This window comes from Saliniramus fredricksonii (assembly GCF_900094735.1).
GTDB classification, from domain to species: Bacteria; Pseudomonadota; Alphaproteobacteria; order Rhizobiales; family Beijerinckiaceae; genus Saliniramus; species Saliniramus fredricksonii.
In genome coordinates this window covers 536386-557439 of the sequence record NZ_FMBM01000002.1, presented here as the reverse complement: position 1 = coordinate 557439, position 21054 = coordinate 536386, and the positions used below count along the sequence as shown (strand labels likewise).

25 protein-coding genes are annotated in these 21054 nt (G+C 65.3%); 11 read left to right on the top strand and 14 right to left on the bottom strand.

The features are described 5' to 3' along the window. Window positions 1-89 precede the first annotated feature (89 nt). From GA0071312_RS09250 to GA0071312_RS09240, 3 genes are read left to right on the top strand one after another with little or no spacing between them, the layout of a single operon-like run. Window positions 90-833 (top strand): heme ABC transporter permease, encoded by a 744-nt coding sequence (locus GA0071312_RS09250; protein ID WP_074444730.1) that lies wholly within the window; start codon window positions 90-92, stop codon window positions 831-833. Window positions 834-851: 18 nt separating this feature from the next. Next, window positions 852-1010: a heme exporter protein CcmD gene (gene ccmD, locus GA0071312_RS09245; RefSeq protein WP_074444729.1), complete on the top strand. Its 159-nt coding sequence runs from the start codon at window positions 852-854 to the stop codon at window positions 1008-1010. Beyond that, a complete protein-coding gene (locus GA0071312_RS09240; protein ID WP_074444728.1) occupies window positions 1007-1693 on the top strand; it encodes a DsbE family thiol:disulfide interchange protein in 687 nt (228 codons plus the stop codon). Before ccmD ends, GA0071312_RS09240 begins: the two co-directional genes overlap by 4 nt. A 3-nt stretch (window positions 1694-1696) precedes the next feature. Here GA0071312_RS09240 and lpxK read toward each other — a convergent pair whose 3' ends face one another. From lpxK to GA0071312_RS09210, 6 genes are all read right to left on the bottom strand, one after another. After that, entirely contained in the window at window positions 1697-2680 is a 984-nt protein-coding gene (lpxK, locus tag GA0071312_RS09235) for a tetraacyldisaccharide 4'-kinase (RefSeq protein WP_074444727.1), read from the bottom strand. Then, the gene (locus GA0071312_RS09230) at window positions 2680-3984 is read right to left on the bottom strand and encodes a 3-deoxy-D-manno-octulosonic acid transferase (protein ID WP_074444726.1); all 1305 of its coding nucleotides are present in this window, start codon (window positions 3982-3984) and stop codon (window positions 2680-2682) included. Before GA0071312_RS09230 ends, lpxK begins: the two co-directional genes overlap by 1 nt. Further along, window positions 3984-4745: a lysophospholipid acyltransferase family protein gene (locus GA0071312_RS09225; RefSeq protein WP_074444725.1), complete on the bottom strand. Its 762-nt coding sequence runs from the start codon at window positions 4743-4745 to the stop codon at window positions 3984-3986. Before GA0071312_RS09225 ends, GA0071312_RS09230 begins: the two co-directional genes overlap by 1 nt. A gap of 17 nt (window positions 4746-4762) precedes the next feature. Beyond that, on the bottom strand, window positions 4763-5002 hold the full coding sequence (locus GA0071312_RS09220) for a DUF4170 domain-containing protein (RefSeq protein WP_074444724.1): 240 nt from the start codon (window positions 5000-5002) through the stop codon (window positions 4763-4765). A gap of 57 nt (window positions 5003-5059) precedes the next feature. Next, entirely contained in the window at window positions 5060-5896 is an 837-nt protein-coding gene (locus tag GA0071312_RS09215; protein ID WP_074444723.1) for a 3'(2'),5'-bisphosphate nucleotidase CysQ, read from the bottom strand. A 320-nt stretch (window positions 5897-6216) separates the two neighbouring features. Beyond that, complete coding sequence (locus GA0071312_RS09210) at window positions 6217-6552, bottom strand: helix-turn-helix domain-containing protein (protein WP_074444722.1); 336 nt, start codon at window positions 6550-6552, stop codon at window positions 6217-6219. 344 nt (window positions 6553-6896) lie between these two features. Between GA0071312_RS09210 and rpsF the strand changes: the two genes are divergently transcribed. The 4 genes from rpsF (at window position 6897) to rplI (ending at window position 9349) form a co-directional block, all read left to right on the top strand. Next, window positions 6897-7337: a 30S ribosomal protein S6 gene (gene rpsF / locus GA0071312_RS09205; RefSeq protein WP_074444721.1), complete on the top strand. Its 441-nt coding sequence runs from the start codon at window positions 6897-6899 to the stop codon at window positions 7335-7337. 3 nt (window positions 7338-7340) lie between these two features. Further along, window positions 7341-7586, top strand: a complete 246-nt coding sequence (gene rpsR, locus GA0071312_RS09200) for a 30S ribosomal protein S18 (RefSeq protein ID WP_074444720.1) — start codon at window positions 7341-7343, stop codon at window positions 7584-7586. Between the two features lie 134 nt (window positions 7587-7720). Next, window positions 7721-8710, top strand: a complete 990-nt coding sequence (locus GA0071312_RS09195; RefSeq protein ID WP_074444719.1) for a DUF2232 domain-containing protein — start codon at window positions 7721-7723, stop codon at window positions 8708-8710. Between the two features lie 24 nt (window positions 8711-8734). Then, window positions 8735-9349 (top strand): 50S ribosomal protein L9, encoded by a 615-nt coding sequence (rplI, locus tag GA0071312_RS09190; RefSeq protein ID WP_074444718.1) that lies wholly within the window; start codon window positions 8735-8737, stop codon window positions 9347-9349. A gap of 75 nt (window positions 9350-9424) precedes the next feature. Here rplI and GA0071312_RS09185 read toward each other — a convergent pair whose 3' ends face one another. Beyond that, window positions 9425-10225: a rhomboid family intramembrane serine protease gene (locus tag GA0071312_RS09185; RefSeq protein WP_074444717.1), complete on the bottom strand. Its 801-nt coding sequence runs from the start codon at window positions 10223-10225 to the stop codon at window positions 9425-9427. Between the two features lie 446 nt (window positions 10226-10671). Here GA0071312_RS09185 and GA0071312_RS09180 point away from each other — a divergent pair, with 446 nt between their 5' ends. The 3 genes from GA0071312_RS09180 (at window position 10672) to GA0071312_RS09170 (ending at window position 12736) form a co-directional block, all read left to right on the top strand. After that, the gene (locus GA0071312_RS09180) at window positions 10672-11250 is read left to right on the top strand and encodes a PAS domain-containing protein (RefSeq protein WP_074444716.1); all 579 of its coding nucleotides are present in this window, start codon (window positions 10672-10674) and stop codon (window positions 11248-11250) included. A 122-nt stretch (window positions 11251-11372) separates the two neighbouring features. Continuing rightward, window positions 11373-11999, top strand: coding sequence for a PilZ domain-containing protein (locus GA0071312_RS09175; protein ID WP_074444715.1), 627 nt, complete (start codon window positions 11373-11375; stop codon window positions 11997-11999). A 125-nt stretch (window positions 12000-12124) separates the two neighbouring features. Beyond that, window positions 12125-12736 (top strand): exopolysaccharide biosynthesis protein, encoded by a 612-nt coding sequence (locus GA0071312_RS09170; RefSeq protein WP_083204465.1) that lies wholly within the window; start codon window positions 12125-12127, stop codon window positions 12734-12736. 26 nt (window positions 12737-12762) lie between these two features. Here GA0071312_RS09170 and GA0071312_RS09165 read toward each other — a convergent pair whose 3' ends face one another. The 7 genes from GA0071312_RS09165 to GA0071312_RS09135 all read right to left on the bottom strand — a co-directional run bounded on the left by GA0071312_RS09165 (window position 12763) and on the right by GA0071312_RS09135 (window position 20402). Further along, window positions 12763-14925 (bottom strand): putative bifunctional diguanylate cyclase/phosphodiesterase, encoded by a 2163-nt coding sequence (locus GA0071312_RS09165; RefSeq protein WP_083204464.1) that lies wholly within the window; start codon window positions 14923-14925, stop codon window positions 12763-12765. A gap of 102 nt (window positions 14926-15027) precedes the next feature. Then, window positions 15028-15645 carry a phosphoribosylglycinamide formyltransferase gene (gene purN / locus GA0071312_RS09160; RefSeq protein ID WP_074444713.1) on the bottom strand — a complete coding sequence of 206 codons (618 nt, stop codon included), beginning with the start codon at window positions 15643-15645 and terminating at the stop codon, window positions 15028-15030. After that, a complete protein-coding gene (purM, locus tag GA0071312_RS09155; protein WP_074444712.1) occupies window positions 15642-16760 on the bottom strand; it encodes a phosphoribosylformylglycinamidine cyclo-ligase in 1119 nt (372 codons plus the stop codon). The genes purN and purM overlap by 4 nt, the downstream gene beginning before the upstream one ends. A gap of 113 nt (window positions 16761-16873) precedes the next feature. Next, complete coding sequence (locus tag GA0071312_RS09150) at window positions 16874-17587, bottom strand: NAD(P)-dependent oxidoreductase (protein WP_083204463.1); 714 nt, start codon at window positions 17585-17587, stop codon at window positions 16874-16876. Between the two features lie 44 nt (window positions 17588-17631). Beyond that, window positions 17632-17901 (bottom strand): hypothetical protein, encoded by a 270-nt coding sequence (locus tag GA0071312_RS09145; RefSeq protein WP_108721851.1) that lies wholly within the window; start codon window positions 17899-17901, stop codon window positions 17632-17634. A 213-nt stretch (window positions 17902-18114) separates the two neighbouring features. Further along, window positions 18115-19329: a DUF2336 domain-containing protein gene (locus GA0071312_RS09140; RefSeq protein ID WP_074444711.1), complete on the bottom strand. Its 1215-nt coding sequence runs from the start codon at window positions 19327-19329 to the stop codon at window positions 18115-18117. Then, a complete protein-coding gene (locus tag GA0071312_RS09135) occupies window positions 19329-20402 on the bottom strand; it encodes a lysozyme family protein (RefSeq protein ID WP_074444710.1) in 1074 nt (357 codons plus the stop codon). The genes GA0071312_RS09140 and GA0071312_RS09135 overlap by 1 nt, the downstream gene beginning before the upstream one ends. Before the next feature lie 151 nt (window positions 20403-20553). Here GA0071312_RS09135 and GA0071312_RS09130 point away from each other — a divergent pair, with 151 nt between their 5' ends. Further along, complete coding sequence (locus tag GA0071312_RS09130; RefSeq protein WP_074444709.1) at window positions 20554-21054, top strand: MaoC family dehydratase; 501 nt, start codon at window positions 20554-20556, stop codon at window positions 21052-21054.

Below are 21054 nucleotides of genomic sequence, written 5' to 3'. Positions count from 1 at the left end.
GGTCGCGTGCGACCTCGTAACCGTTCCGGTTTGGATTGCAGCACGGCGCGCACGCGTCTATGGGTAGCGCATTCTGAGGGTAGCGCATCATGTGGACGAAACTCGCCAATCCCGGTTTCTTCATGCGCTGGTCGGGCCGGCTGCTGCCATGGTTCGCCGGCGCGACCGTGCTCGTCTTCGCCACCGGGATGTATATGAGCTTCTTCATGGCCCCGCCCGATTACCAGCAGGGCGAGACCATCCGCATCATGTATATCCACGTGCCCTCGGCCTGGATGGCGCTGTTCCTCTATACGATGATGAGTATCTCGGCGATCGGCACGCTCGTCTGGCGCCATCCCCTGGCCGATGTCTCGCAGAAGGCCGCCGCCCCGATCGGCGCCGCCTTCACATTGGTCTGCCTGATCACCGGAGCGCTGTGGGGCAAGCCGATGTGGGGCACCTACTGGGTCTGGGATGCCCGGCTGACTTCGGTGCTCGTGCTCTTCCTCGTCTATGCCGGAATCATGGCGCTCTGGCGCGCCATCGATGATCCGGGCCGCGCCGCGCGGGCGGTGGCGATCCTCACACTGGTCGGCGCGCTCAACCTGCCGATCATCCGCTTCTCGGTCGATTGGTGGAACACCCTGCACCAGCCGGCTTCCGTCTTCCGCCTCGACGGGCCGACGATCTATCCGGCCATGCTCTATCCGCTGCTCATGATGGGCGTCGCCTTCGCGCTCCTGGCCATCACCATGCACGCTTATGCCATGCGCACCGAGCTGATGCGCCGGCGCATCCGCACACTCAACATTCTCGAAGCCGAGCGGCTCGACAGCCGCGTCGCAGCCTGAGGCCCTGGCCAGATCACCATGTTCGATCAGTACGCCCCCTTCATCATCGCCTCCTACGCCGCCTTCGTCGCGATCATCGGCGGACTGGGGCTCTATCTCGTGATCGATCAGCGCCTGCAGAAACGCGCTCTGGCCGAGCTCGAGACGCGTCAGCCGAAACGGAGTTCCCGCCGATGAGCGACGAGCGCAACAAGAAGGCATCCGGTGACGGGGAAGCGGCGAAGGCACGCCCCGCGAAACCGCGCATCCGCTTCATCCATATCCTGCCCGTCGTGATCCTGCTGGGTGTGTCCGGCGTCTTCTTTGTGCGCCTGTTCGGCGAAGACCCTTCGCGCGTCCCCTCCGTCATGCTCAACCGTCCGGCGCCGGATTTCGCGCTCGCACCTCTGGAGAACCTGCGCCGCGCCGGCGAACCCGTGGCCGGCTTCGCGCGCGAGGATCTGCCGCTGCCCACCGATGCGGAGGCGCGGGTGAACATCGTCAATGTCTGGGCTTCCTGGTGCGCGCCCTGCCGCGACGAGCATCCCGTGCTGATGGATCTGGCCGATGATCCGGAAGTCCGGGTGCTCGGCATCAATTACAAGGATCGCCCGGAGAACGCGCGGCGCTTTCTCGGCGCGCTGGGCAATCCGTTCGACAGGGTCGGCGTGGACGAAAGCGGACGCTCGGCGATCGAATGGGGCGTCTACGGCGTGCCGGAGACCTTCATCGTCGATGCCAACGGCATCATCCGCTACAAGCATATCGGCCCGATCATGCCCAGCCAGGTTGAAGGATTTCGCGAGCAGGTCAATGCGGCGAAAACCCCGGTCGGAACCCTTGATGGTCCGGGCGAGGACGCAGCCGCAGCCGTGCGCTGACGATCAGGGCGCGCGCAGGGCCCGTCGCAGCAGGGATGCCAGCGCCTTCACGTTGCTGATCTGCGCCGTGACGGGCAGCACCGTGATATCATCCGCAAGACCCAGCCGCACCGCATCCTTCTCGGTGGTGATCAGCCTGAGGCCGGCACTCTGCGCCCGCGCACGCAACGCGGCGATCTCCTGCTCACGATAGGGATGGTGATCGGGAAAGGCGCGGCTCTCGGCCACCTCCAGCCCCGCCCGTGTGAGCGTTTCAAAGAATTTCGCAGGACGCCCGATCCCGGCAAAGGCGAGATAACGGCCGCCGCGCAGCTGCTCCAGCACCTGCGGATCGGGCAAAAGTGTCGCGTCGAAAACCGGCAATCCGCGTGCGTGCGCCTCCTCGGCGAGCGCCTCCCCCGGCGCGCCCTCCCCCATCACGACCAGCGCATCCGCATGCTCCCATTGCCGCGCGAGCGGCGCGCGCAGGGGGCCGGCGGGAAGGCATAGCCCGTTCATCAGGCCGACAGCCCCGTCGACGAGGAGCAGCGAGAGATCCTTGTCGAGAGCCGGGTTCTGGAAACCGTCATCCATGACGATGGCGGTGGCCCCGGTCTGACCGGCGAGATTGGCTCCGGCGGGGCGGTCTCCCGAGACGATGACGCGCGCCGTGCGTGCCAGCAAAAGCGGCTCGTCTCCCGCCTCGCGATGGTCATGAATCGCAGGATCGATCACGACCGGCCCGCGCAGCTTCCCGCCATGGCCGCGCGTGAGAAAGCACGGGCGTTCCCCCTCCCGCGCGAGCAGGGAGGCGATGGCGAGAGCAAGTGGCGTCTTGCCTGTCCCGCCCACGGTGAAATTGCCGATACAGATCACCGGAAGCGCCGCGCGCTCCAGAACGCGCCCCATGCGCCAGCCGGCAACGCATCCATAGAACGCGGCGAGCGGTTTCAGCGTCCGGGCGATCGGTGATGGCGGAACCCGTTGCCAGAAGGCCGGGGCGCGCATCAGCGCTGCTCCATCTTCACATCCAGAATGAAGGGCTCGACGGCACGCAGCGTACGATCGAGCGCACCGCCGAGGGATTGTACCGATTCGTAACCGGCGCGGGCCATCTCGCGCGTCAGCGCCGTATCCGCGATCAGATCCTCGAGCGCCGCAGCGAGCGCCCGCGCATCGGCAACCGGCAGCGCCCCACCGGACCCGTCGAGCGCGGTATAGACCTCGTCGAAATTATGCACATGCGGCCCATGCAGGATGGCGGTGCCGAGCTTGGCCGGTTCGATCGGATTCTGCCCGCCATGGGGGATCAGCGACCCGCCCACGAATACCAGCGGCGTCAGCCGGTAGAACAGACCGAGTTCGCCGACCGTATCGGCGATATAGAAATCGACCTCCCGCTCGGGCTGCTCACCCAGAGCACGGCGGGCGGGATTGAGCGCCGAATCGCGGGCTATTTCGGCGATGGTCTCGCCGCGATGCGGGTGACGCGGGGCGATGATGGTGATGAGTTTGGGATATTTGCGCGCCAGCGCCCGATGGATCGCGACCACCATTTCCTCTTCGCCCGGATGGGTGCTGGCCGCGACCCAGACAGGGCGCCCGGCGATCATCCCCTGCAAGGCTTCGACGATACGCGGATCCGCCGGCGGTGGCGGCGAATCGAATTTCAGATTGCCCGCGACACCCACACGCGGCGCACCCAGCCGCTGAAGCCGCTCGGCATCGGGCTTTGCCTGGGCGAGGCAGAGCGAGAATCGCGACAACAGCGCCTCGGCGAGGCGCGGCACCCGCGACCAGCGCTGAAACGAGCGCTCGGAGAGCCGTCCGTTGATCAGGATCAGCGGCACATTCCGCTGCTCGAGGGCGAGGATGGCATTCGGCCAGATCTCCGATTCGGCGAAGAGAGCGATATCGGGCCGCCAATGGGCGAGGAAGCGACGCATGTAGCGCGGCACGTCTATGGGAACGAATTGATGGATGGCGCCGGGCGGCAGGCGCTTGGCGATGATCTCCGCCGAGGTGCGCGTGCCGGAGGTGACGAGGACGGTCACGCCGCGCCGGGTGAGGCGTTCGATCACGGGCAGGATCGCCATGGTCTCGCCGATACTGGCCCCGTGCAGCCAGGCCAGATGCCCCTCGGGCCGCTCCCGCCCGGCAAGACCGCGCCGCTCACGCATGCGCTGCGGATCTTCCTTGCCCTTGCGCCGACGCGAGAGCAGCACACCGGCTGCGGCGGGTTCGAGCGCGGCCAGGCCGTAATGATAAAGCCGCAGCAACAAGGGGAAACGGGGCGTGGAATGGGGTGCCATCACGACGCCCCCGTCGCGCGCCGGGACGCCGCAGCATCGCCCGCAGCGCGCAGGCCAGCGCCCGGATCGCGCGCACCGACAAGCGCATAGGCACGCTCGTGAACGGCGTCGAGCCCCGTCTCGACCTGACTGCGCAAGGCCTCGACAGCCTCGGCATCGAGATCGCGCGGCACCATGATCGGATCGCCCAGCACCATTGCGCCGCGACCGAAGGGCAGGCCGATCGAGGCCTTGTCCCAGCTGTCGAAATCATGCCGTCTGCTGGTGACCACCGCCACCGGCACGATCGGACGGCCCGAGAGGCGCGCGAGGGTGACGATCCCCTCCCCGGCGCGGCGCGCGACTTTCGGCACATCCGCCGTCATCACCACCATCTCACCCGCTTCCAGCGCCTTGAGCATCGCCCGCAGCGCCTGCGCGCCACCTTTCTCGCGCAGCCTGCCGCGCCCGCGATCACCCGAGCCGCGTATGGCGCGCACGCCCAGATGCCGCAATGCAATGGCGTTGAATTCACCGTCGCCGGAGCGCGAGACGAGGCTCGCTGCGGGGTCCTGCCGGCGCTTGGCAAAGTGGATCATGAAATGCTGGCCGTGCCACATCGCGGCAATGACGGGCATGTGCGGGCCGATGCGATCATAGGCGTCAGCCGGCTCGACGACGAAACGGTTCGTGCGCCGCACCAGCCCCAGATAGGCCGCAAGCAGAAACCCCGCCGCCTCCTGTACCGGGCGTGAGCGTCCGATCCGTTTCAATAAAGACATCGTCGCCGCTGCTCCGCTCAGGGCTGCGGCGGATCGAGCAGGCGATGCAGATGCACGATGAAATAACGCATCTGCGCATTGTCGACGGTCGATTGCGCCTTCGCCTTCCACACGGCATAGGCACTGGCGTAATCGGGATAGATGCCGACGATGTCGAGCTCATCCAGATTGTGGAACTGCACCTCCTCGACGCCGGTCAGTTCACCGCCGAAGACGAGATGAAGCAGTTGTTTCTTGGTCGTCGTGACTTCGCTCATGGGTCGATCCACGCATTTCCGGGCCGGGCGGCCCGCGATTGTGTTCGCCGCGACCGGTCAGACCGCGCGGCTCTGTTCAGCGGCCCCCGTCATGGCCTCAATCAGCCGCGGATGCAAGATCGATGAGGCGGCAACCAACGCGCCATGGACGGGATTTTCCGCATTGTAGCGCGGATCGGTGCCGCTCATGTCGGAGACGCATCCGCCCGCCTCGCGCAGGATGAGATCGGCGGCGGCGAGATCCCAGTCGCGGGCATTGCGCGACACCAGTGCCACGTCAATATCACCCGCCGCGACACGTGCCAGCCGCAATGCGAGCGAGGGGACCTTGGCCAGCGGCGTCATGCCGCCGACCCGCCGGATCATCGCATCGATCATGGGCTGCGGCCCGGATATGCCGGCCCGGCGCAGATCGGCTGTTGATGAAACGGTGATCGCAGCGCCATTGGCACGCGCACCCGCGCCGGCCTGCGCCTCGTACAGCGTGTCGAGCGCGGGCGCGTGCACCACGCCGAGAACGGGCGCATCATCCAGCAGCAGCGCGATGGCGACGGACCAGTCCCGATGGCCGGAGAGGAAGGCGCGGGTTCCGTCGATCGGATCGACGATCCAGACGAGGCGCGCACCGATGCGCCGGTCGTTATCCGCCGTCTCCTCCGAGAGCCAGGCGGCTTCCGGCAGAAGCTGCGAGAGCCGGATCTTGAGGAAGGCATCGACGGAGACGTCAGCCTCGGTGACGGGCGAGCCGCCATCCTTCGACCAGATCCGCGCGCTCGTCTTCTCACCGGGCCGGAAATAGCCCTGCGCGATCGCACCGGCTTCCCGCGCAGCCTCGCGCAGGGGATCGGCAAGCGCAGCGATGCGGTATGCGGTATCGTCTGTCGAGAACACCATGCGAATCCGTAAGCCGAAGCCGTAAAGCGAAAACGCTAAGCTGATTCGGCTAAGAAAGGGTGATGAAAGCGCCTGAACCGCGCCGGACACCCGGGGTTACCCACATCTTCCTGTGCGCAGGATGGCCCGCGCGCCGATGCGGCTTGGTGAACGGCAAATAGAGTGCCCCGTGCCGCGTTGCAAGATGCGGCGCCGCGAGATGCCCCGTGATCGCACGATCCGGCACGCATGACGATGCGCCGGAAGGCCCATGCTCCAACACAGCGCCCGCGCTGCAGGGCGCAGGTTTGACGGGGGCTCACCGATCCGGCGCGTCCGGGTCATGATCCAATCGAGACATGCACCTTCCGGCCAGTCCGCATGATCATGTCCGCCAAGGCATCAATGGTAAAGTTCTGTGTCTTCTTGCGCATGACGTCCGACACACGAGGCCGCGAAATGCCCAGAATGACAGCCGCTTCCGCCTGGTTCAGTTTTTCGCGCTTTTTCCAGGCGTGAAGCTCTTCCATCAGCGAAATCTTGATGGCCAGCTTCTCCTCGATGATCGCCCGGGACCGGGCTTGCAGATCCCGTGCTTCCTGCTCATCAAAGCCGAGATCGGCAAACACGTTGCCGTCGGCGGGCGTGACATGCGTCACACCATCCTCGGAATTCATTTCGCCCTCCTCTCCTGCAAGTTCGACAGATTCGAGGCACCCGGATTTCCTATCGGCATTCGAACGAAACAGCAACCAAAAGTTCCTGTATCATTTCACCCCCACACCGCTGCCCAGCCCGACGGCAAACTCTTCATCGCGCTTGCAATCGCTCGGAAAAGGCTGTATCGCCCCTGCAACGTCGTCTCCGGCCGGGGGCTGAACGGATGGCGCGCGTCTGCGCGCAGGGCTCTCGCGGTCCGGCATCCTGTGTCTCCGCCTTCGATCAACCGCTCGGGCCTTGGCAGGCTCGAAGGGCTTGGCGCCGGGTCACGTTCGATGAAACGCAGTTGGAAAGGCCGAATATGCCTCTTTATGAGCACGTCTTCCTTGCGCGACAGGATATCTCGTCGCAGCAGGTGGAAGCTCTCGTGGACACGTTCAAGGGTGTCATCGAGACCAATGGCGGCAAGGTCGAGAAGGTCGAGGGCTGGGGCCTGAAGACGCTCGCCTACCGCATCAAGAAGAACCGCAAGGCGCATTTTACCCTGCTCAATCTCGACGCCCCCCCGGCGGCGGTGAAGGAGATGGAGCGGCAGATGGGCATCAACGAGGACATCCTGCGCTTCATGACCATCAAGGTCGAAGCGCTCGACCCCGAGCCCTCCGCCATGGTGCAGAAGCGTGACCGCGACGACCGCCGTGATCGCGGCGACCGCCCTGACCGCGGCGACCGCCCTGATCGTGGTGACCGCCCTGATCGCGGCGAGCGTCGTCGCCCCGAAGAAACCAGCCGGGAGGGTTGATCCATGGCACTCGGTAATGCTGGCGCCCGTCGCCCCTTCTTCCGCCGTCGCAAGACCTGCCCGTTCTCCGGCGCCAATGCTCCGGCGATCGACTACAAGGACGTGAAGCTGCTTTCGCGCTACATCTCCGAACGCGGCAAGATCGTGCCCTCGCGCATCACGGCGGTCTCCGCCAAGAAGCAGCGCGAGCTGTCCAAGGCGATCAAGCGCGCGCGCCTGCTGGGGCTTCTGCCCTTCGTGATCAAGTAAAGATCACGATCTGACGAACCCGGGCGGACCGTCCCAGGACGGCCCGCCGTTTTTCGGCCACCGGCTCCGTCGAGCCGCAGGGCAAGTTGGGGCGCGATTGGCGCCTCTAACCACGCAAGAGCGCGGGACAGCGGATGACGAGCTATATTGCACCAGGCGTTCTGGCCGGGTTGGCTTCGGCGATACTGATTTCCCTGATCGGTGTCGGCACCGGGCTGGCCGTGGCGCTGGTGCTGCTCGCCCCCATCCCGGTAATCATCGTCACCCTCGCCTTCGACCACCGCTCCGGCCTTGTCGCAGGCATGATCGGTGCGGTTGCGATCACCGCCGTGCATGGCACTCTGTTCGGTGGCTTCGGCTATTTCCTGACCACCGCGCTCCCGGCCTGGTGGCTCGGCTATCTCGCGCTGCTCGGGCGGACCGGCGCCGACGGCAAGACGGAATGGTATCCGCTCGGGCGGTTGCTGGCCTGGATCGCCGGCACCGGGGCGCTGACCTATTTCGGCTCGTCCGTCCTGAGCGGATTCGATTTCGAAGCCTATAGCCGCAACACCCGCGAGATGGCGGAAGCCGTCCTGCGCATCCAGACGGATACACCCGAAGACGTCGCCCTGCCCGATTTCGGGGAGCTTCCCGGAGAACAGGTCGCCGCGCGCCTGGCCGGCGCGTTGCCGATCTTTGCTGCGCAGGGCTTCACCGTCATCCTGACCCTGTATATCTGGCTGGGCGCGAAGATCGTCTCGGCTTCGGGGCGCCTGTTGCGCCCCTGGCCGGAAATCGCGCGCACGGTGATGCCGCGCGAAGCGCTCTACACGCTGTTTGCGGTGAGTCTCGCCGCGATCTTTCTGGACGGGTTCACCGGCGTGCTCGCCACGGCCCTGGCCGGCGCCTTCCTGATGGCCTTTGCCCTGCAAGGGCTCGCGGCCGTTCACGAGATGAGCCAGGGGCGCTCCGGGCGCGGTTTCATTCTCGTCCTGACCTATCTCATGGTCCTGCTCAGCCAGGGCCTCGTCTTTCTGCCGCTGATCATGTTCGGCCTTACCGATACGGCGCTCGGCATCCGCGAGCGGATGCGCGCCAATGCCTCGGGCCGCAACAAGGGTGGCAGTCCGCCTCTTTCTTAACGACATTCAACAGGAGTTCGAAACATGGATGTCATCCTCTTGGAACGCGTGCCCAAGCTCGGCCAGATGGGCGAAGTGGTGAAGGTTCGCAACGGTTACGCCCGCAATTTCCTTCTGCCCCAGGGCAAGGCCCTGCGCGCCAGCAAGGCCAATCGCGAGCATTTCGAGGCGCAGCGCGCCCAGCTCGAGGCCCGCAATCTCGAACGCCGCAAGGAGGCCGAAGGTGTTGCCGGCAAGCTCGACGGGCAGACTTTCGCCATCATCCGCCAGGCTGGCGAGACGGGCGTGCTCTATGGTTCGGTCGCGACCCGCGATATCGCGGAAGTCGTCACCGAGAACGGCTTCTCCGTCGGTCGCAACCAGATCGAGCTGAACCAGGCGATCAAGAATCTCGGCCTGCACGCGGTCAAGGTGCAGCTGCATCCGGAAGTCGAGATCACCATCACCATGAACGTCGCCCGTTCGCTCGATGAAGCCGAACGTCAGGCACGCGGTGAAGACGTCACGGCCCGCGAGGCCTTCGATCTCGACGAGCTCGGCCTCGAAGTCGGCGCGGCGCTCGAAGAAGACGTCGAGGAAGCCCGCCCCCGCGGCGAGGCTGCCGAGGCCGGTGAAGGCGAAGACAACAAGCAGAACTGAGCGCTGCGGTGTTTCCGTAATGCGCAAAAGGAGGCCGGCGCCAAAGCGTCGGCCTTTTTCGTTGGCGCAAGGGCCTCACCCGCGCGGATCGATTCGCGGCAGCAAGACGAGCCCGACGAGGAAGCCGCCGATATGAGCCTGCCAGGCGACACCGCCTTCGCTGATGCCGAGCGGCCCGGCGCCGACACCGAAGAGAAAGTTCAGAGCGAACCAGATTCCGAAGAAAACCATCGTGCGCTGGTTGCGCAGCATTTCCGGCAGGGTCTCGCGCGGTCGCAGATGCGCGTGCGCATCGATCAGGCCACCTCCGTGGGGCGTGCGCGTGAAGACGAACCACGCAGCTGCCCCCATCATGCCGGACACGACAGCGGAAGCGCCGACCATCGGCGTGAAATCATGCATGTTCGTGAGCCAGTGTGCGAGCGTTCCACCCAAAGCCGTCAGCAGGCAGAGCAGCAGAAACCGCCCCTCACCCAGCCGTCGCGCCACGGGCGTACCGAACGCTGCCAGCCAGAACACGTTGAGCAGGACATGCGACCAGGATCCGTGCAGCAGCGCATAGCTCAGCGGCCCGAAGACCGAGTTGGGCGCCTCGACGAGCACCATGCGCATGAGGCTCAATGCGCGCGGATCGAGCGCGCCGCCACCGGTCAGCCGCTCGAAGATCGCCTCTTCAGCCGCAGGGTTGAGCCAGAGAGTCCAGCTGCCCGGCACGAAACCGAAGCGGAAGATCATCTCGACCTCGAATTGCGAACCGGTCAGCGACAGCACGAGATGAATCCCGAGCAGGACGACACAGATCACGATGATGATGCGCGGCAGGTGAAACAGTGGTTCGCGCGGCGGCGGCGGCGGAGATAGCGGATGAGGCTGCATGCTTGCTCGGGAGGCGGGGGACGGACCATGACCGAGAGGCCGGCGGCCCGGCTCTCGGCCTGTGAAAAAAGATCGGGGAGGGTCGGCCCCTCCCCGCTTCCGAAGGATATCATGCCGGGCACGTGATTTTGCAATCCGTATGCCGCGACACAGGTCCCCTTTGGGGCAAAACGCCCCCACCTCCCGTCCCGGAAGGTCGACAGACACGCCGTGACAAGCGCTCATTACCTAACGTCAACCACCTTAATCCACAGGCGCGGATTGACAATGTCAACGTTCCGTTAACCTTAACGAATGGTTTCCAGAGCGCAACCCATGCGTTCAGGCATAATTTTCGCTAACCATATCGGCCACAGCGTCAAACCGGGCTTCCCGGCGCTGATCCGGTGGGGAGCTGGTTCAAAAACACACAATCTCGCCCCGATCGGCGGGACGGAGAGGCCGTTATGAAACATGCCGCGACCCGGATGCTCTTTTCCTACTGGGACTCGCTGCGCGGAGAGCGCGCTGCGCCGGAACGCGGTGAGGTCGAGCCCGGCGAGATCCGCCATATCCTGGCCGACACCTTCATTCTCGAAATCGAGGAGGAGGTCTGCCGCTTCCGGCTCGCCGGAACGCGCATCTGCGCGTTGTTCGGGCGTGAGCTCAAAAACTCCCCCTTCACCGCCCTTTGGGATCCCGCGACGCCGGATGACGGCAATCGCCAGATCGAGATCGTCACCCGGGAAACCGCCGGTATCGTCTCCGGCCTCGTCGGCCATACAGCCCGCGGCGACACGCTCGACATGGAGTTGATCCTCCTGCCGCTGCGCCATCGCGGACGCACCCAGGCTCGCGTGCTGGGGGCGCTTTCCCCGGCGCTGATCCCGCACTGGATCGGCTTCGACAATCTCAGCCATCTGAGCCTGAATTCAATGCGCGTGATCTGGCCGATCGGACGCACGGAAACCCGGGAATTCGCCCGCGACGACGATCCGGTCGAGCGCCGCCGTCGCTTCGTGGTGCACCAGGGCGGGCGCGGCTGAACTGCGACGCACATTATTTTCAACATTTTTCGGTTGTGATCGACCGTTCTAAGGCACCGTTAACCGGTGCGTCCTATCCTTACCCCGGCATGAAGATCCACTTTGCGGGGTAAGCGGGCATCATGGGTGCGGCAGAAGCGAGAGCAGACACGGAGAAGGCGGTTCCGGCATACCGCTCCGACCGGCGTCGTTTCGCGCGCGTGAAGGTTTCCCTGCTCGGACGCTACATGCTGGCGAACCGGCAGGAATACCCTTGTCAGAGCGCTGATTTCTCGCCCGGTGGCGTCGCGCTCGTCGCGCCGGTGATCGGCGCGATCGGTGAACGGGTGGTCTGCTATTTCGAGCATATCGGCCGTATCGAAGGCCAGATCGTGCGCCATACCGATACGGGCTTTGCCATCACCATCAATGCCACACCGCGCAAGCGCGACAAGCTCGCCTCGCAACTGACCTGGCTGGCCAACCGGCACGAGCTTGGCCTGCCCGAGGATCGCCGCCACGAGCGCATCGTTCCGATCCACAAGAACGTGACGCTGCGCCTCGACGAAGGCTTCGACGTCGAAGGCAAATTGATCGACGTATCGCTTTCCGGCGCCGGCATCGCGCTGGATGTGCGCCCGGCGATCGGGCTCGGTGTCGTGGTCGGCAACACCCCCGCCCGCGTGGTGCGCCATTTTCCCGACGGGATCGCCGTGCAGTTCAACCTGCCGCTCGCGGCCGACAGGTTCGACGAAAACATCATTCTGTAAAGACACCGACCCTGCGGATGCCACAAAAGCGCCGATTTCGGCGCCTGCCCCCGCTTTCTGCTGTTTTCTATCTGCCACAATCCTCATATAGGCAGAATGATCTCGATGGTCCGGGGTAGAATCGTTTGCTCAGAACTTCCGATATCCTCGTCCGGCTCTCCACCTCGACGACCGGTGAGCGCATCACCCTGTTCGAGATCGTCGCGCGGATCCGCGCGCGCGCCTTCGGTGTGCTGCTGATCCTCTTCGCTGCCCCCAATGCCCTGCCGATGCCGCCGGGTTTCTCGACATTCTCCGCGATCTTCATACTGCTCGTGGCAATCCAGCTCATGGTCGGGCGTACGGCGCTGTGGATACCCCGGCGACTCGGCTACAAATCGGTCTCGCGGCAGCATCTCGACCGCGTGATCGCCTGGATCGTCCCGAAGCTTCGGCGGATCGAGCGCTGGAGCAAGCCCCGCTATATCAGGCTCACCCGCCAGAATGCGCGCCGTCCCCTGGGTATTCTCATCATCATCCTGGCCCTGATCATGGCATTGCCAATTCCGATCATCGGTAACGTGCCGCCGGCGATCGCGATTATCCTGATGGGTTTCGGCATGTTGGAGCGCGACGGGATCTGGGTCGGGGCGGGTGTTGCGATCGCACTGATCGACATCGCCGTCATCGTCGCGCTGGGCTTCGGTTTCGCCACGATCGGGATGGCGATCTACGACGGTCTGCCCCTCCCTTTCTGACCGGCCTTCGCCGAACGCTTCTGGCCTCACGCCGCCGTGATGCGACGCCCGGGCAGCCGGCGCGGTGTGGTGCCGAGCAAGCGATCGACCTCATCGGCACAGATCGGGCGCGAGAACAGGAAACCCTGCATTTCATGGCATCCCAGCGCCATCAGGAAACGATGCTGCTCGGGCGTCTCCACCCCTTCCGCCGTCACTTTCAACCCCAGCGCCCGCCCGAGATGGACGATGGAATGCACCAGAATGGCCGACTCGCCCATTTCATCCAGGCTCTCGAGGAAGGACTGGTCGATCTTGATCTTGTCGAAGGCAAACCGGCGCAGATAGATCAGCGACGAATACCCCGTGCCGAAATCGTCCAGGGCGAGCGGGAAACCGTAATCACGCAGCCGCGCCATGACGATCTCGGCTGCATCCGCATCTTCCACGACGACACCCTCGGTGAGTTCCAGTTCGAGCCGCCCGGGATCGAAACCTGCCTCCTCGACCACGCTGATCACGCCTTCGACGAAATTGCGCTGCCGGAACTGGATCGGCGAGACGTTCACGGCGATCCGCACACCGGGCCAGCGTTTGCCATCCTCGCAGACGCGGCGCACGACCCACTCGCCCAACGGGATCACAAGGCCGCTCTGTTCCGCGAGAGGAACGAATTTCGCCGGTGAGATCATGCCCTTGGTCGGGTGGGGCCAGCGCACCAGCGCCTCCAGGGAAACCACGTTCCGCCCATCCGCCGAGAAGATGGGCTGGTAATGAATCGTGAGTTCGTTCTCCGCGATGGCGCGCCGCAGATCTTCGGCGACCAGCTTGCGCATCTGCAGCGCATCATCCATCTCGCGGTGGAAGAAGGCGCTGCGGTTGCGCCCCTCGCTCTTGGCTTCGTAGAGTGCCGTATCCGCCATGCGCATCAGCGTCTCTCGATCGCATGAATCGCGCGGCGCGAGTGCGATCCCGATCGATATGCCGATATTCACGCGGTTGCCCGCAATCGTGAAGGCCTCCGAAAGCGCGTGCAGAATCCGCGCGGCGAGCGCACGCGCATCCTCGTCGCAACCAACGCCCATCTGCAAGACCGCGAATTCGTCACCGCCGAAACGCGCGAGTGTGTCGCCGCGTTCCAACAATCTCTGCAAGCGCTGCGCCACCTGGAGGATCAATGCGTCGCCGGCCTGGTGGCCATAGGCGTCATTGACTTCCTTGAAACGGTCGAGGTCGAGGAACATCAGCGCGAAGCCCTCCCCCTGCGCGCCGGCGCGGATCTGATTGTCGAGCCCTTTCAAGGAGAGGTCGAGCGTCTGGCCGAAGAGCAGCCGGTTTGGTAGCCCGGAAAGAGGATCCTGACCCGCAAGCGATTCGGCGCGCGCATGCGATTCGGCCAGGTTCCGCGCGACACGCCGCGTATTGGCCACCACCAGCACGAAGAGCAATGCCGTGACCGCAAGCGGTGGTATTGCGGCATAGCCGATCCGCTTCGCGAGCATGTCGCCCGGACGCGCGGGCTCCCAGACGATCTGCAGGCTCTCGCCGGTGGCGATATCTTCCATGGAGATGGCAGCCATGTGCTCGGGCAGGCTTTCAGGTGACCCGTGCCCGACGCGCATTCCGGATAGAGGCGGCATGCCCGGTGCGGTCAATTCCCCCTCGATGCTGCGCATATCCAGCCCGATGAGGTAGCGGTCGTCCGTGAGCCTGGCGAAACCCAGATAAACCAGTCTCCCGTCAACCATGCGCAGATTGCTGCCCTCATCCGCCATCGCCACTTCGGCATCGAACATGGAACTGACTGCCAGGGCTGCATCCACGCCCGCATTGCGCCCTGCGCCGGCGAAGATTCGCCGGTCGACCCAGGAAATACCGCCGCCTTCGGTGGTAACGATCCCGCCGACACTCACATGCGGCGCAAGCTGCATGAACAGTTCTTCGCGCTCGTCTGGGCCCCCGGCTTGATCGACCTGCATCCGCATGATCGCGGAGACTTGCCGGGCATGTTGGTCGGCCCGGGCGGCGAGCTCCTCGTGAATCTGCCGCATCTCCTGAAGCCGGGCATCCTCGTTCGCGGCACGACTGATCGTGAGGACCACACCGGCGCCGAAGGCCACTGTCCCCAGGATCAGAATGGCGGCCCACCAGAACATGCGGGCCATCAAGGCTGAGGAATCGGTTGCTGGCTGGAAGGCTTTTTGTGACATGACGCCCGTCGTTTCGAACTCTGGGCGCAGGCTATGGGGAAATTCCTTAGAAACCTTTACTTGTGTTTATCGGAAGCAACCAACCTGAAGAGATCGGGTCCATCACGCGTCACGAAAGACGCAGCGCCCTTCATGCAAGACCGCCCGGCCCGAGGCGACCTCGGCGAGAGCCTGTGGATAAACCCGATGCTCCTCAACCAGAACGCGTGCCGCCAGCGCCGCCGGGTCGTCATCGGGATGCACCGGCACGCAGGCCTGGGCGATGATCGGGCCGGCATCGAGTTCGGATACGACGAAATGCACGGTGCAGCCATGCACGCGCATCCCGGCCTCGAGGGCCTGCTCATGCGTGCGCGTTCCGCGAAACAGCGGCAGCAGCGAGGGGTGAATGTTGATCATCCGCCCTTCCCAGCGGCGCACGAACCACGGCGTCAGTACGCGCATGAAACCGGCGAGGCAGACGAGCTCGATACCCGCCTCCACCAGCGCCGCATCCATGGCCTGCTCGAAAGCTTCCCGATCGGGAAAAGCCTTGTGATCGAGCGCGCAGGTGGCAATGCCCGTCTCGCGCGCCCGCGCCAGACCGGCAGCATCGGGGCGGTTCGAGAGGACGAGGGTGATCTGCGCCGGGTAGCCGGGCGCGCGCGCTGCCTCCAGCAGCGAGAGCATGTTGGAGCCGCGCCCGGAAATCAGGATTGCGGTGCGTTTGCCGGCGCTCATGCGCCGCCTCTCGCCGCATCACCGGCACCGAGACGCCCCTCGAAGACCACCCGCGCGGCGGAGCCCGCATCGCCGCCCTGCGGCACGATCGTACCGAGCGTCACCGGCGATTCGCCGGCTTCGCTCAGGGCTGCGAGCGCCGTCTGCGCGGCATCCGCGGCGACGACGACGATCATGCCGATCCCGCAATTGAAGGTTCTCAGCATCTCCGCTTCCGCAACGCCGCCGGTTCCGCCGAGCCAGTCGAAGATCGGCGGCACGGCGATGGCGTCGAGATCGATACGCGCGGCGCAGCCCGCCGGCAGGACACGGGGGATGTTCTCGGGAAAACCGCCGCCGGTGATATGCGCGAGCGCCTTGACCGGCAGGCCGGCTTTCAGGCAGGCAAGCAGAGGCTTTACATAGATGCGCGTCGGCGTCAGCAGGGCCTCGCCAAGCGTCATCTGCCGCGCGAAAGGTGCGGGCGCCTCGAAACCGAGCCCGGCTCTCTCGACGATGCGGCGCACCAGGGAGAAACCATTGGAATGCAAGCCCGAGGATGCCAGCCCGATGATCACGTCGCCGGGCGCGATATCGTCGCGCGGCAGCAGCGCGCCACGCTCCGCCGCACCGACGGCGAAGCCGGCCAGATCGTAATCATTGCCGCTATATAGCCCCGGCATCTCCGCCGTTTCGCCGCCGATCAGCGCGCAGCCGGCATCGCGGCAACCCTGCGCTATGCCCTTGACAATCGCAGCGCCCGTGGCCGGATGCAGCTTGCCGGTGGCGTAATAATCGAGGAAGAACAGGGGCTCGGCGCCCTGTACCACGAGATCGTTGACGCACATGGCGACAAGGTCGATCCCCACCGTATCGTGGATCCCCGTCTCGATGGCGATCTTCACCTTGGTGCCGACCCCGTCATTCGCCGCCACGAGGATCGGATCCACAAAGCCGGCCGCCTTGAGATCGAAAAGCCCACCGAAACCGCCGATCTCGCCATCCGCCCCAGGGCGCCGGGTGGCGCGGACCAACGGCTTGATCGCTTCGACCATGGCATTGCCCGCATCGATATCGACGCCGGCATCGGCATAGGTCATTCCTTGCGGCGGCGACTCGGGCGGTTTCTCGGCCATGATGGGACTCCTTGCAGCAATCCGGGCAGTTAAAGCCCTGCACGGATACAGGCAAGCACCGGAGGGTGGATTGCGCATGTTTTCCAGCAATACCCGCGTCGCACCGAACCGGATCAGGTGAACACCACCGCCTTGTGCAGGTATCCGCCCCCACGCAACAGGCCGACAATCGCGTCCGCCACCGCATTGCGGCTGACGAAGCCATTGCGCCAATCAGGCGGATCGGCGCGCAGGCGCGCAGCAGGACACGAGGCGACCAAGGTCAGAAATCCCGGGCGCAGGATGGTCCATTGCGTATCACTGGCGCGTATCGCGCTCTCCTGACGCTCCTTATCCGCCGCCACCCGGCCCATCACCGTCTCGAACAAGATGCGCTCGGGCAAAGGCAAGGCGCGCCGGCTGTCGCCGACACCATAACCGGTCACCGCAACGAGCCGTGCCACACCGGCTGCGCGCATGGCGGGAAGCAGCACGTCAGTGGCACGGGAAAACAATGTGACCGGGTTGATGAGCGTCGCCGGATCTGCCTTGATCCCCAGTGTCTGAACCACGGCATCACACCCCTGAAGTGCTGCGGCGACATCGGCTTCGTTCAACGCATCTGCGCGCACGGCCTCGAATTCCGGGTGATGCAGGCTGCGCCGGTCGATATTACGGGCAAGGCCACGCACCCGAAATCCGGCTGCAAGCGCGGCCTTGCATGTTGCCAGACCGATGCCCTGGGACGCGCCGATGACGAGAACGCGCCTCCCCGCCGCAAGCGCGGCCGATGATGAATGCGTATCGGCGGCATCATCTTGGCCGTAGCTTTCATCTTGTCTGTGCATGGCCCGATATCCTTCAAGAGGCGTAAAACCGACAGGCCCGAGGCTCAGCCGCGCATGCGTGCGATCAGCATTTCGACGATATCCTGCGCCTGCGGTTCGAGATACAGCATCCGACCGTCGAAGCGGACCAGTCCGGCGGCGCGCAATTCCTCCACACCCTGCTGATCGGCGCTGTGGCCGGCATTGTCATGATGCACGACTTCCGTCACGCGCTCGCCGCTGGCAAGCCGATGATAGGCAGCAAAGACCAGAATGGAGAGCGCCTTGTCCGAAAATTGCGCGGGATCACGGCTGCGATCGTTATCCTGCATCATGCGTCGAGCCTCCTCGCTGGTGAGTACCTCCCTACCATGGTGGCGCGCGCGACGATTTTGACAAGGCAAGGCAATCGAAACCCGCAACAAGCCGTTTGAGGCAATCGGGAAAGCCCCCATCGCGAGGAAGAAGCCATTTTGCTCAACCATAAGCCCCCCGTGGCAGGTTCACCCACAGCACGATAGCGGCGAACCGGGACGGCATCCGTTCCGTCAGGCTGCAAGACGCGAACGATAGGCGATCGCGCGTGCGATACCCTCCTCGACATGGCCAAGCGCCATGTCGAGCGCGGCATCGTCGATCAGATGCAGCGTCATTTCGCGGGCCTCCTCGCGGGCGGCTTCCGATTCGTAACGCCGCAGCAGCGCGAGCAGCTTGCCGGCCTCGTCGGCGGGCAGACGCGTGCAGGCCGAGAGGACCCGCTCGATCATCCGGCGAGAGAGCTGAGGCCCTGCGGCGGCGCCGTCACGCGCGGGTTCACGCAGCGCCGAGAGCGCCGCCTCGAAGGCCGGCTGCAGGGCCTGCGGCATGCCCGCCTTGCGATAGAGTGCCGGGAAGCCGGCGCCGCGACGGTCCTGGATGAGCCCGGCCACGCGCGCGAGCGGCAGATCGGCGAGTTCGGAGAACGCCGCCTCTGCGAAGGCGAGCCCATGCGAGAGCACCGCCCGCAGGATCAGCGCCGGAGTGAGCTGCCCGGTTTCGCGCAGATGCGCCACGAGCCCCCGCACATCGGCACTGTCGACACCGTCCGAAAGCGCGATCGTCGTCTTCTCCCGCGCTTCGCGAACGACCCGCTCCGTACGCGCGGGATTCATCCAGCCGCGTTCGAGCACGAAGAGTTTCAGCGTATCGGCCACGGCGACGGCGATGGATTGCCGGATTTCCAGCGGCAGATCGCGCCGCGCGAGCATGGCCTCACGCAGATCCGCCACATCGCGGTGACGCGCCAGCATGCGGGCCAGCGCCGAATGGGGGATCTCGGCACCCGGATTGCCGACGAGTTCGATCAGCGCATCAGCGGAAGCGATTTCCGCCAGCGCGGCGCAGACCGGCGGTGTGACCTGCACGCGCAGGGCGATCGCGATCTGGGCGAAGCTGTCGCCGAGCGCGGCGCAATCGACGAGATCCTCCGTCGACAGAAGCGGCGAGCGCGCCAGCACCAGAGCGGCGATGTCGGGCTGGTCATTGGCGAGCGCAACGATGATGTGGCGTGGCGCGTCCGGCGCATTGGCAAGCGCCTCCGCGAGTGCCCGGCGCACCAGCGGCGCGGGATCATCAAGCATGGCGGTGAGCGCCGTCTCCGCTTCCCAGTGGTCTTCCTGCGAGAGCTCCGAATAGAGGAAGGTTCGCGCCAGCGCGCTGACGGCATCGGCGCGCTGGCCAGGCGGTGCGGTACGGGCCCAGAGCAGGAAACGGCGTACGATCATCAGCTTCCCCTCCGGGACGTGAAGGCCTGCAGGTCGAGCGGTGTCTCGAGACCGGGCACGCGGGACGGATCAGGACGTTGCGGGGGCAGCGGAATGCCCGGAGCCGGCTCACCGCCCGCCGTCATTGCCCCTGAAGATGCGCGCGCGTCACCGCGCGAAACCCTGTCGCCGTAGGGAAAGAAGAGGGGCGTCACGGTTTCGCTGCGTGCGGCCGTGCCATCGCCTCGACTCCCAGCCAGTGTACCCGATCTGCCCTCCCCGGCCCAGAGGCCGCTCACGGCCTCGGATACCCCGGCGGGACGGGTCCCGGAGCCGAAGAGGCCATGAAAGGCCGGCCCGGTCATGTCCTGAAAGGGCAGGCGCGGCTGCGCATCGCCATCGCCTTCGGCGGGAGCGGCAGCATAGGCGGCGGCAGGCTCGGCCCGCGCACTGCGCGCGATATTCTCATGCTGCGCCGCGAGCGCGTGATAGACCGCGCCGGCCCCGCGCGGATCACCCGAGCCGTCGTAGAAGATGCGCGGATTGGCGCGCGCCGCATCGGGGAACAGGGCTGCCGCATCGCGTCCCGGGTCGCGCTGGGCCGTGTCGATCAGCGTGGCAGCGGAGTCGGCGCCGAGGAAATGCGCGATGTAGAGATCGGCGGGACGCGGCTCGCGCCCGAGACTGCGCGCCAGATGCGCGTGGTTGGAATCGGTCAGCGCACCGGCGAATTTCGACGCGATGGCAGGATCTTCGCGCAGGGACAATATGGCGTCGCGCTGACCCGGATCAGCCACGGCGTAACGCCCGTCGGCCCGGCGCGTGATCGCCTGGGCTTCGGCATCGAGCCCGAATCGCGCGCCCTCGTCATGCACCATGCCGAGCCAGGTCTGCTCGATGAACTGGAACAGACCCGTCGCCGAGGAGGTCGGTGCGCGCGCACGCGGATCCAGCGCTGATTCGCGCTCGGCCGTGCGCAGCAGATAGTCGAAATCCGCCCCCGATTCCGCCGCGCCACGCCGAATCGCCTCGACCACCCCGTCTCCGGGGCTGGTCGCGGGGGCGGCAGGGCTGGTAAACAGGAACATCGCCATGCTGACACTCGATGAAGCGGGTCCCGTCGCGACGCCCTCGTCGCGAACGCTGCTTCACCGGGCAGAGTGGGCGATTTATGGTAAAGGAAACCCTAAGATCGCCCGTGGAAAGCGGGGCGAAAGGGAAAAATAACAATCAGGAGTTACACCCATGACCGATCCCGCTGCCGCCAAACCGCCTCCGGGACCCAGCCCGCGCGGGGGCATGTATTTCGAGGATTTCACCGTCGGAGAAACAATCGCCCATCGCCTGACGCGCACCGTCACGCAGATGGACAACATGCTCTTCTCCAATATGACGCTGAATCCCCAACCCCTTCATATCGATGCACATTTCTGCGCCACCGAGACGGAATGGGGCCGGCCGCTGATGAATTCCCTGTTCACGCTTGGCCTGATGATCGGGATTTCGGTGAACGACACCACCAACGGCACCACCATCGCCAATCTCGGCATGAGCGATGTGAAATTCCCCGCCCCGCTCTTCGAGGGCGACACCGTCCATTGCACCACCGAGATCGCCGCCAAGCGCGAATCCCGCTCGCGGCCGAATGCCGGCATCGTCGATTTCATCCACCGCACCTACAAGCAGGACGGCACGCTCGTGGCCGAGTGCCGCCGCCAGGCCTTCATGCGCAAGCGGGAGGTGTGA

Excerpts from the sequence above, each read along its gene's own strand:
- purN (WP_074444713.1), bottom strand. The coding sequence starts at position 15,645 with ATGAGCGCCGGCAAACGCACCGCAATCCTGATTTCCGGGCGCGGCTCC.
- GA0071312_RS09140 (WP_074444711.1), bottom strand. The coding sequence starts at position 19,329 with ATGATCGTACGCCGTTTCCTGCTCTGGGCCCGTACCGCACCGCCTGGC.
- GA0071312_RS09240 (WP_074444728.1), top strand. The coding sequence starts at position 1,007 with ATGAGCGACGAGCGCAACAAGAAGGCATCCGGTGACGGGGAAGCGGCG.
- rplI (WP_074444718.1), top strand. The coding sequence starts at position 8,735 with ATGGATGTCATCCTCTTGGAACGCGTGCCCAAGCTCGGCCAGATGGGC.
- GA0071312_RS09165 (WP_083204464.1), bottom strand. The coding sequence starts at position 14,925 with ATGTCACAAAAAGCCTTCCAGCCAGCAACCGATTCCTCAGCCTTGATG.
- rpsF (WP_074444721.1), top strand. The coding sequence starts at position 6,897 with ATGCCTCTTTATGAGCACGTCTTCCTTGCGCGACAGGATATCTCGTCG.
- GA0071312_RS09195 (WP_074444719.1), top strand. The coding sequence starts at position 7,721 with ATGACGAGCTATATTGCACCAGGCGTTCTGGCCGGGTTGGCTTCGGCG.
- GA0071312_RS09130 (WP_074444709.1), top strand. The coding sequence starts at position 20,554 with ATGACCGATCCCGCTGCCGCCAAACCGCCTCCGGGACCCAGCCCGCGC.
- GA0071312_RS09220 (WP_074444724.1), bottom strand. The coding sequence starts at position 5,002 with ATGAGCGAAGTCACGACGACCAAGAAACAACTGCTTCATCTCGTCTTC.
- lpxK (WP_074444727.1), bottom strand. The coding sequence starts at position 2,680 with ATGCGCGCCCCGGCCTTCTGGCAACGGGTTCCGCCATCACCGATCGCC.
- GA0071312_RS09210 (WP_074444722.1), bottom strand. The coding sequence starts at position 6,552 with ATGAATTCCGAGGATGGTGTGACGCATGTCACGCCCGCCGACGGCAAC.
- ccmD (WP_074444729.1), top strand. The coding sequence starts at position 852 with ATGTTCGATCAGTACGCCCCCTTCATCATCGCCTCCTACGCCGCCTTC.
- GA0071312_RS09135 (WP_074444710.1), bottom strand. The coding sequence starts at position 20,402 with ATGGCGATGTTCCTGTTTACCAGCCCTGCCGCCCCCGCGACCAGCCCC.
- GA0071312_RS09175 (WP_074444715.1), top strand. The coding sequence starts at position 11,373 with ATGGGTGCGGCAGAAGCGAGAGCAGACACGGAGAAGGCGGTTCCGGCA.
- GA0071312_RS09230 (WP_074444726.1), bottom strand. The coding sequence starts at position 3,984 with ATGGCACCCCATTCCACGCCCCGTTTCCCCTTGTTGCTGCGGCTTTAT.
- GA0071312_RS09250 (WP_074444730.1), top strand. The coding sequence starts at position 90 with ATGTGGACGAAACTCGCCAATCCCGGTTTCTTCATGCGCTGGTCGGGC.
- GA0071312_RS09150 (WP_083204463.1), bottom strand. The coding sequence starts at position 17,587 with ATGCACAGACAAGATGAAAGCTACGGCCAAGATGATGCCGCCGATACG.
- GA0071312_RS09225 (WP_074444725.1), bottom strand. The coding sequence starts at position 4,745 with ATGTCTTTATTGAAACGGATCGGACGCTCACGCCCGGTACAGGAGGCG.
- GA0071312_RS09215 (WP_074444723.1), bottom strand. The coding sequence starts at position 5,896 with ATGGTGTTCTCGACAGACGATACCGCATACCGCATCGCTGCGCTTGCC.
- GA0071312_RS09180 (WP_074444716.1), top strand. The coding sequence starts at position 10,672 with ATGAAACATGCCGCGACCCGGATGCTCTTTTCCTACTGGGACTCGCTG.
- GA0071312_RS09145 (WP_108721851.1), bottom strand. The coding sequence starts at position 17,901 with ATGATGCAGGATAACGATCGCAGCCGTGATCCCGCGCAATTTTCGGAC.
- purM (WP_074444712.1), bottom strand. The coding sequence starts at position 16,760 with ATGGCCGAGAAACCGCCCGAGTCGCCGCCGCAAGGAATGACCTATGCC.
- GA0071312_RS09185 (WP_074444717.1), bottom strand. The coding sequence starts at position 10,225 with ATGCAGCCTCATCCGCTATCTCCGCCGCCGCCGCCGCGCGAACCACTG.
- rpsR (WP_074444720.1), top strand. The coding sequence starts at position 7,341 with ATGGCACTCGGTAATGCTGGCGCCCGTCGCCCCTTCTTCCGCCGTCGC.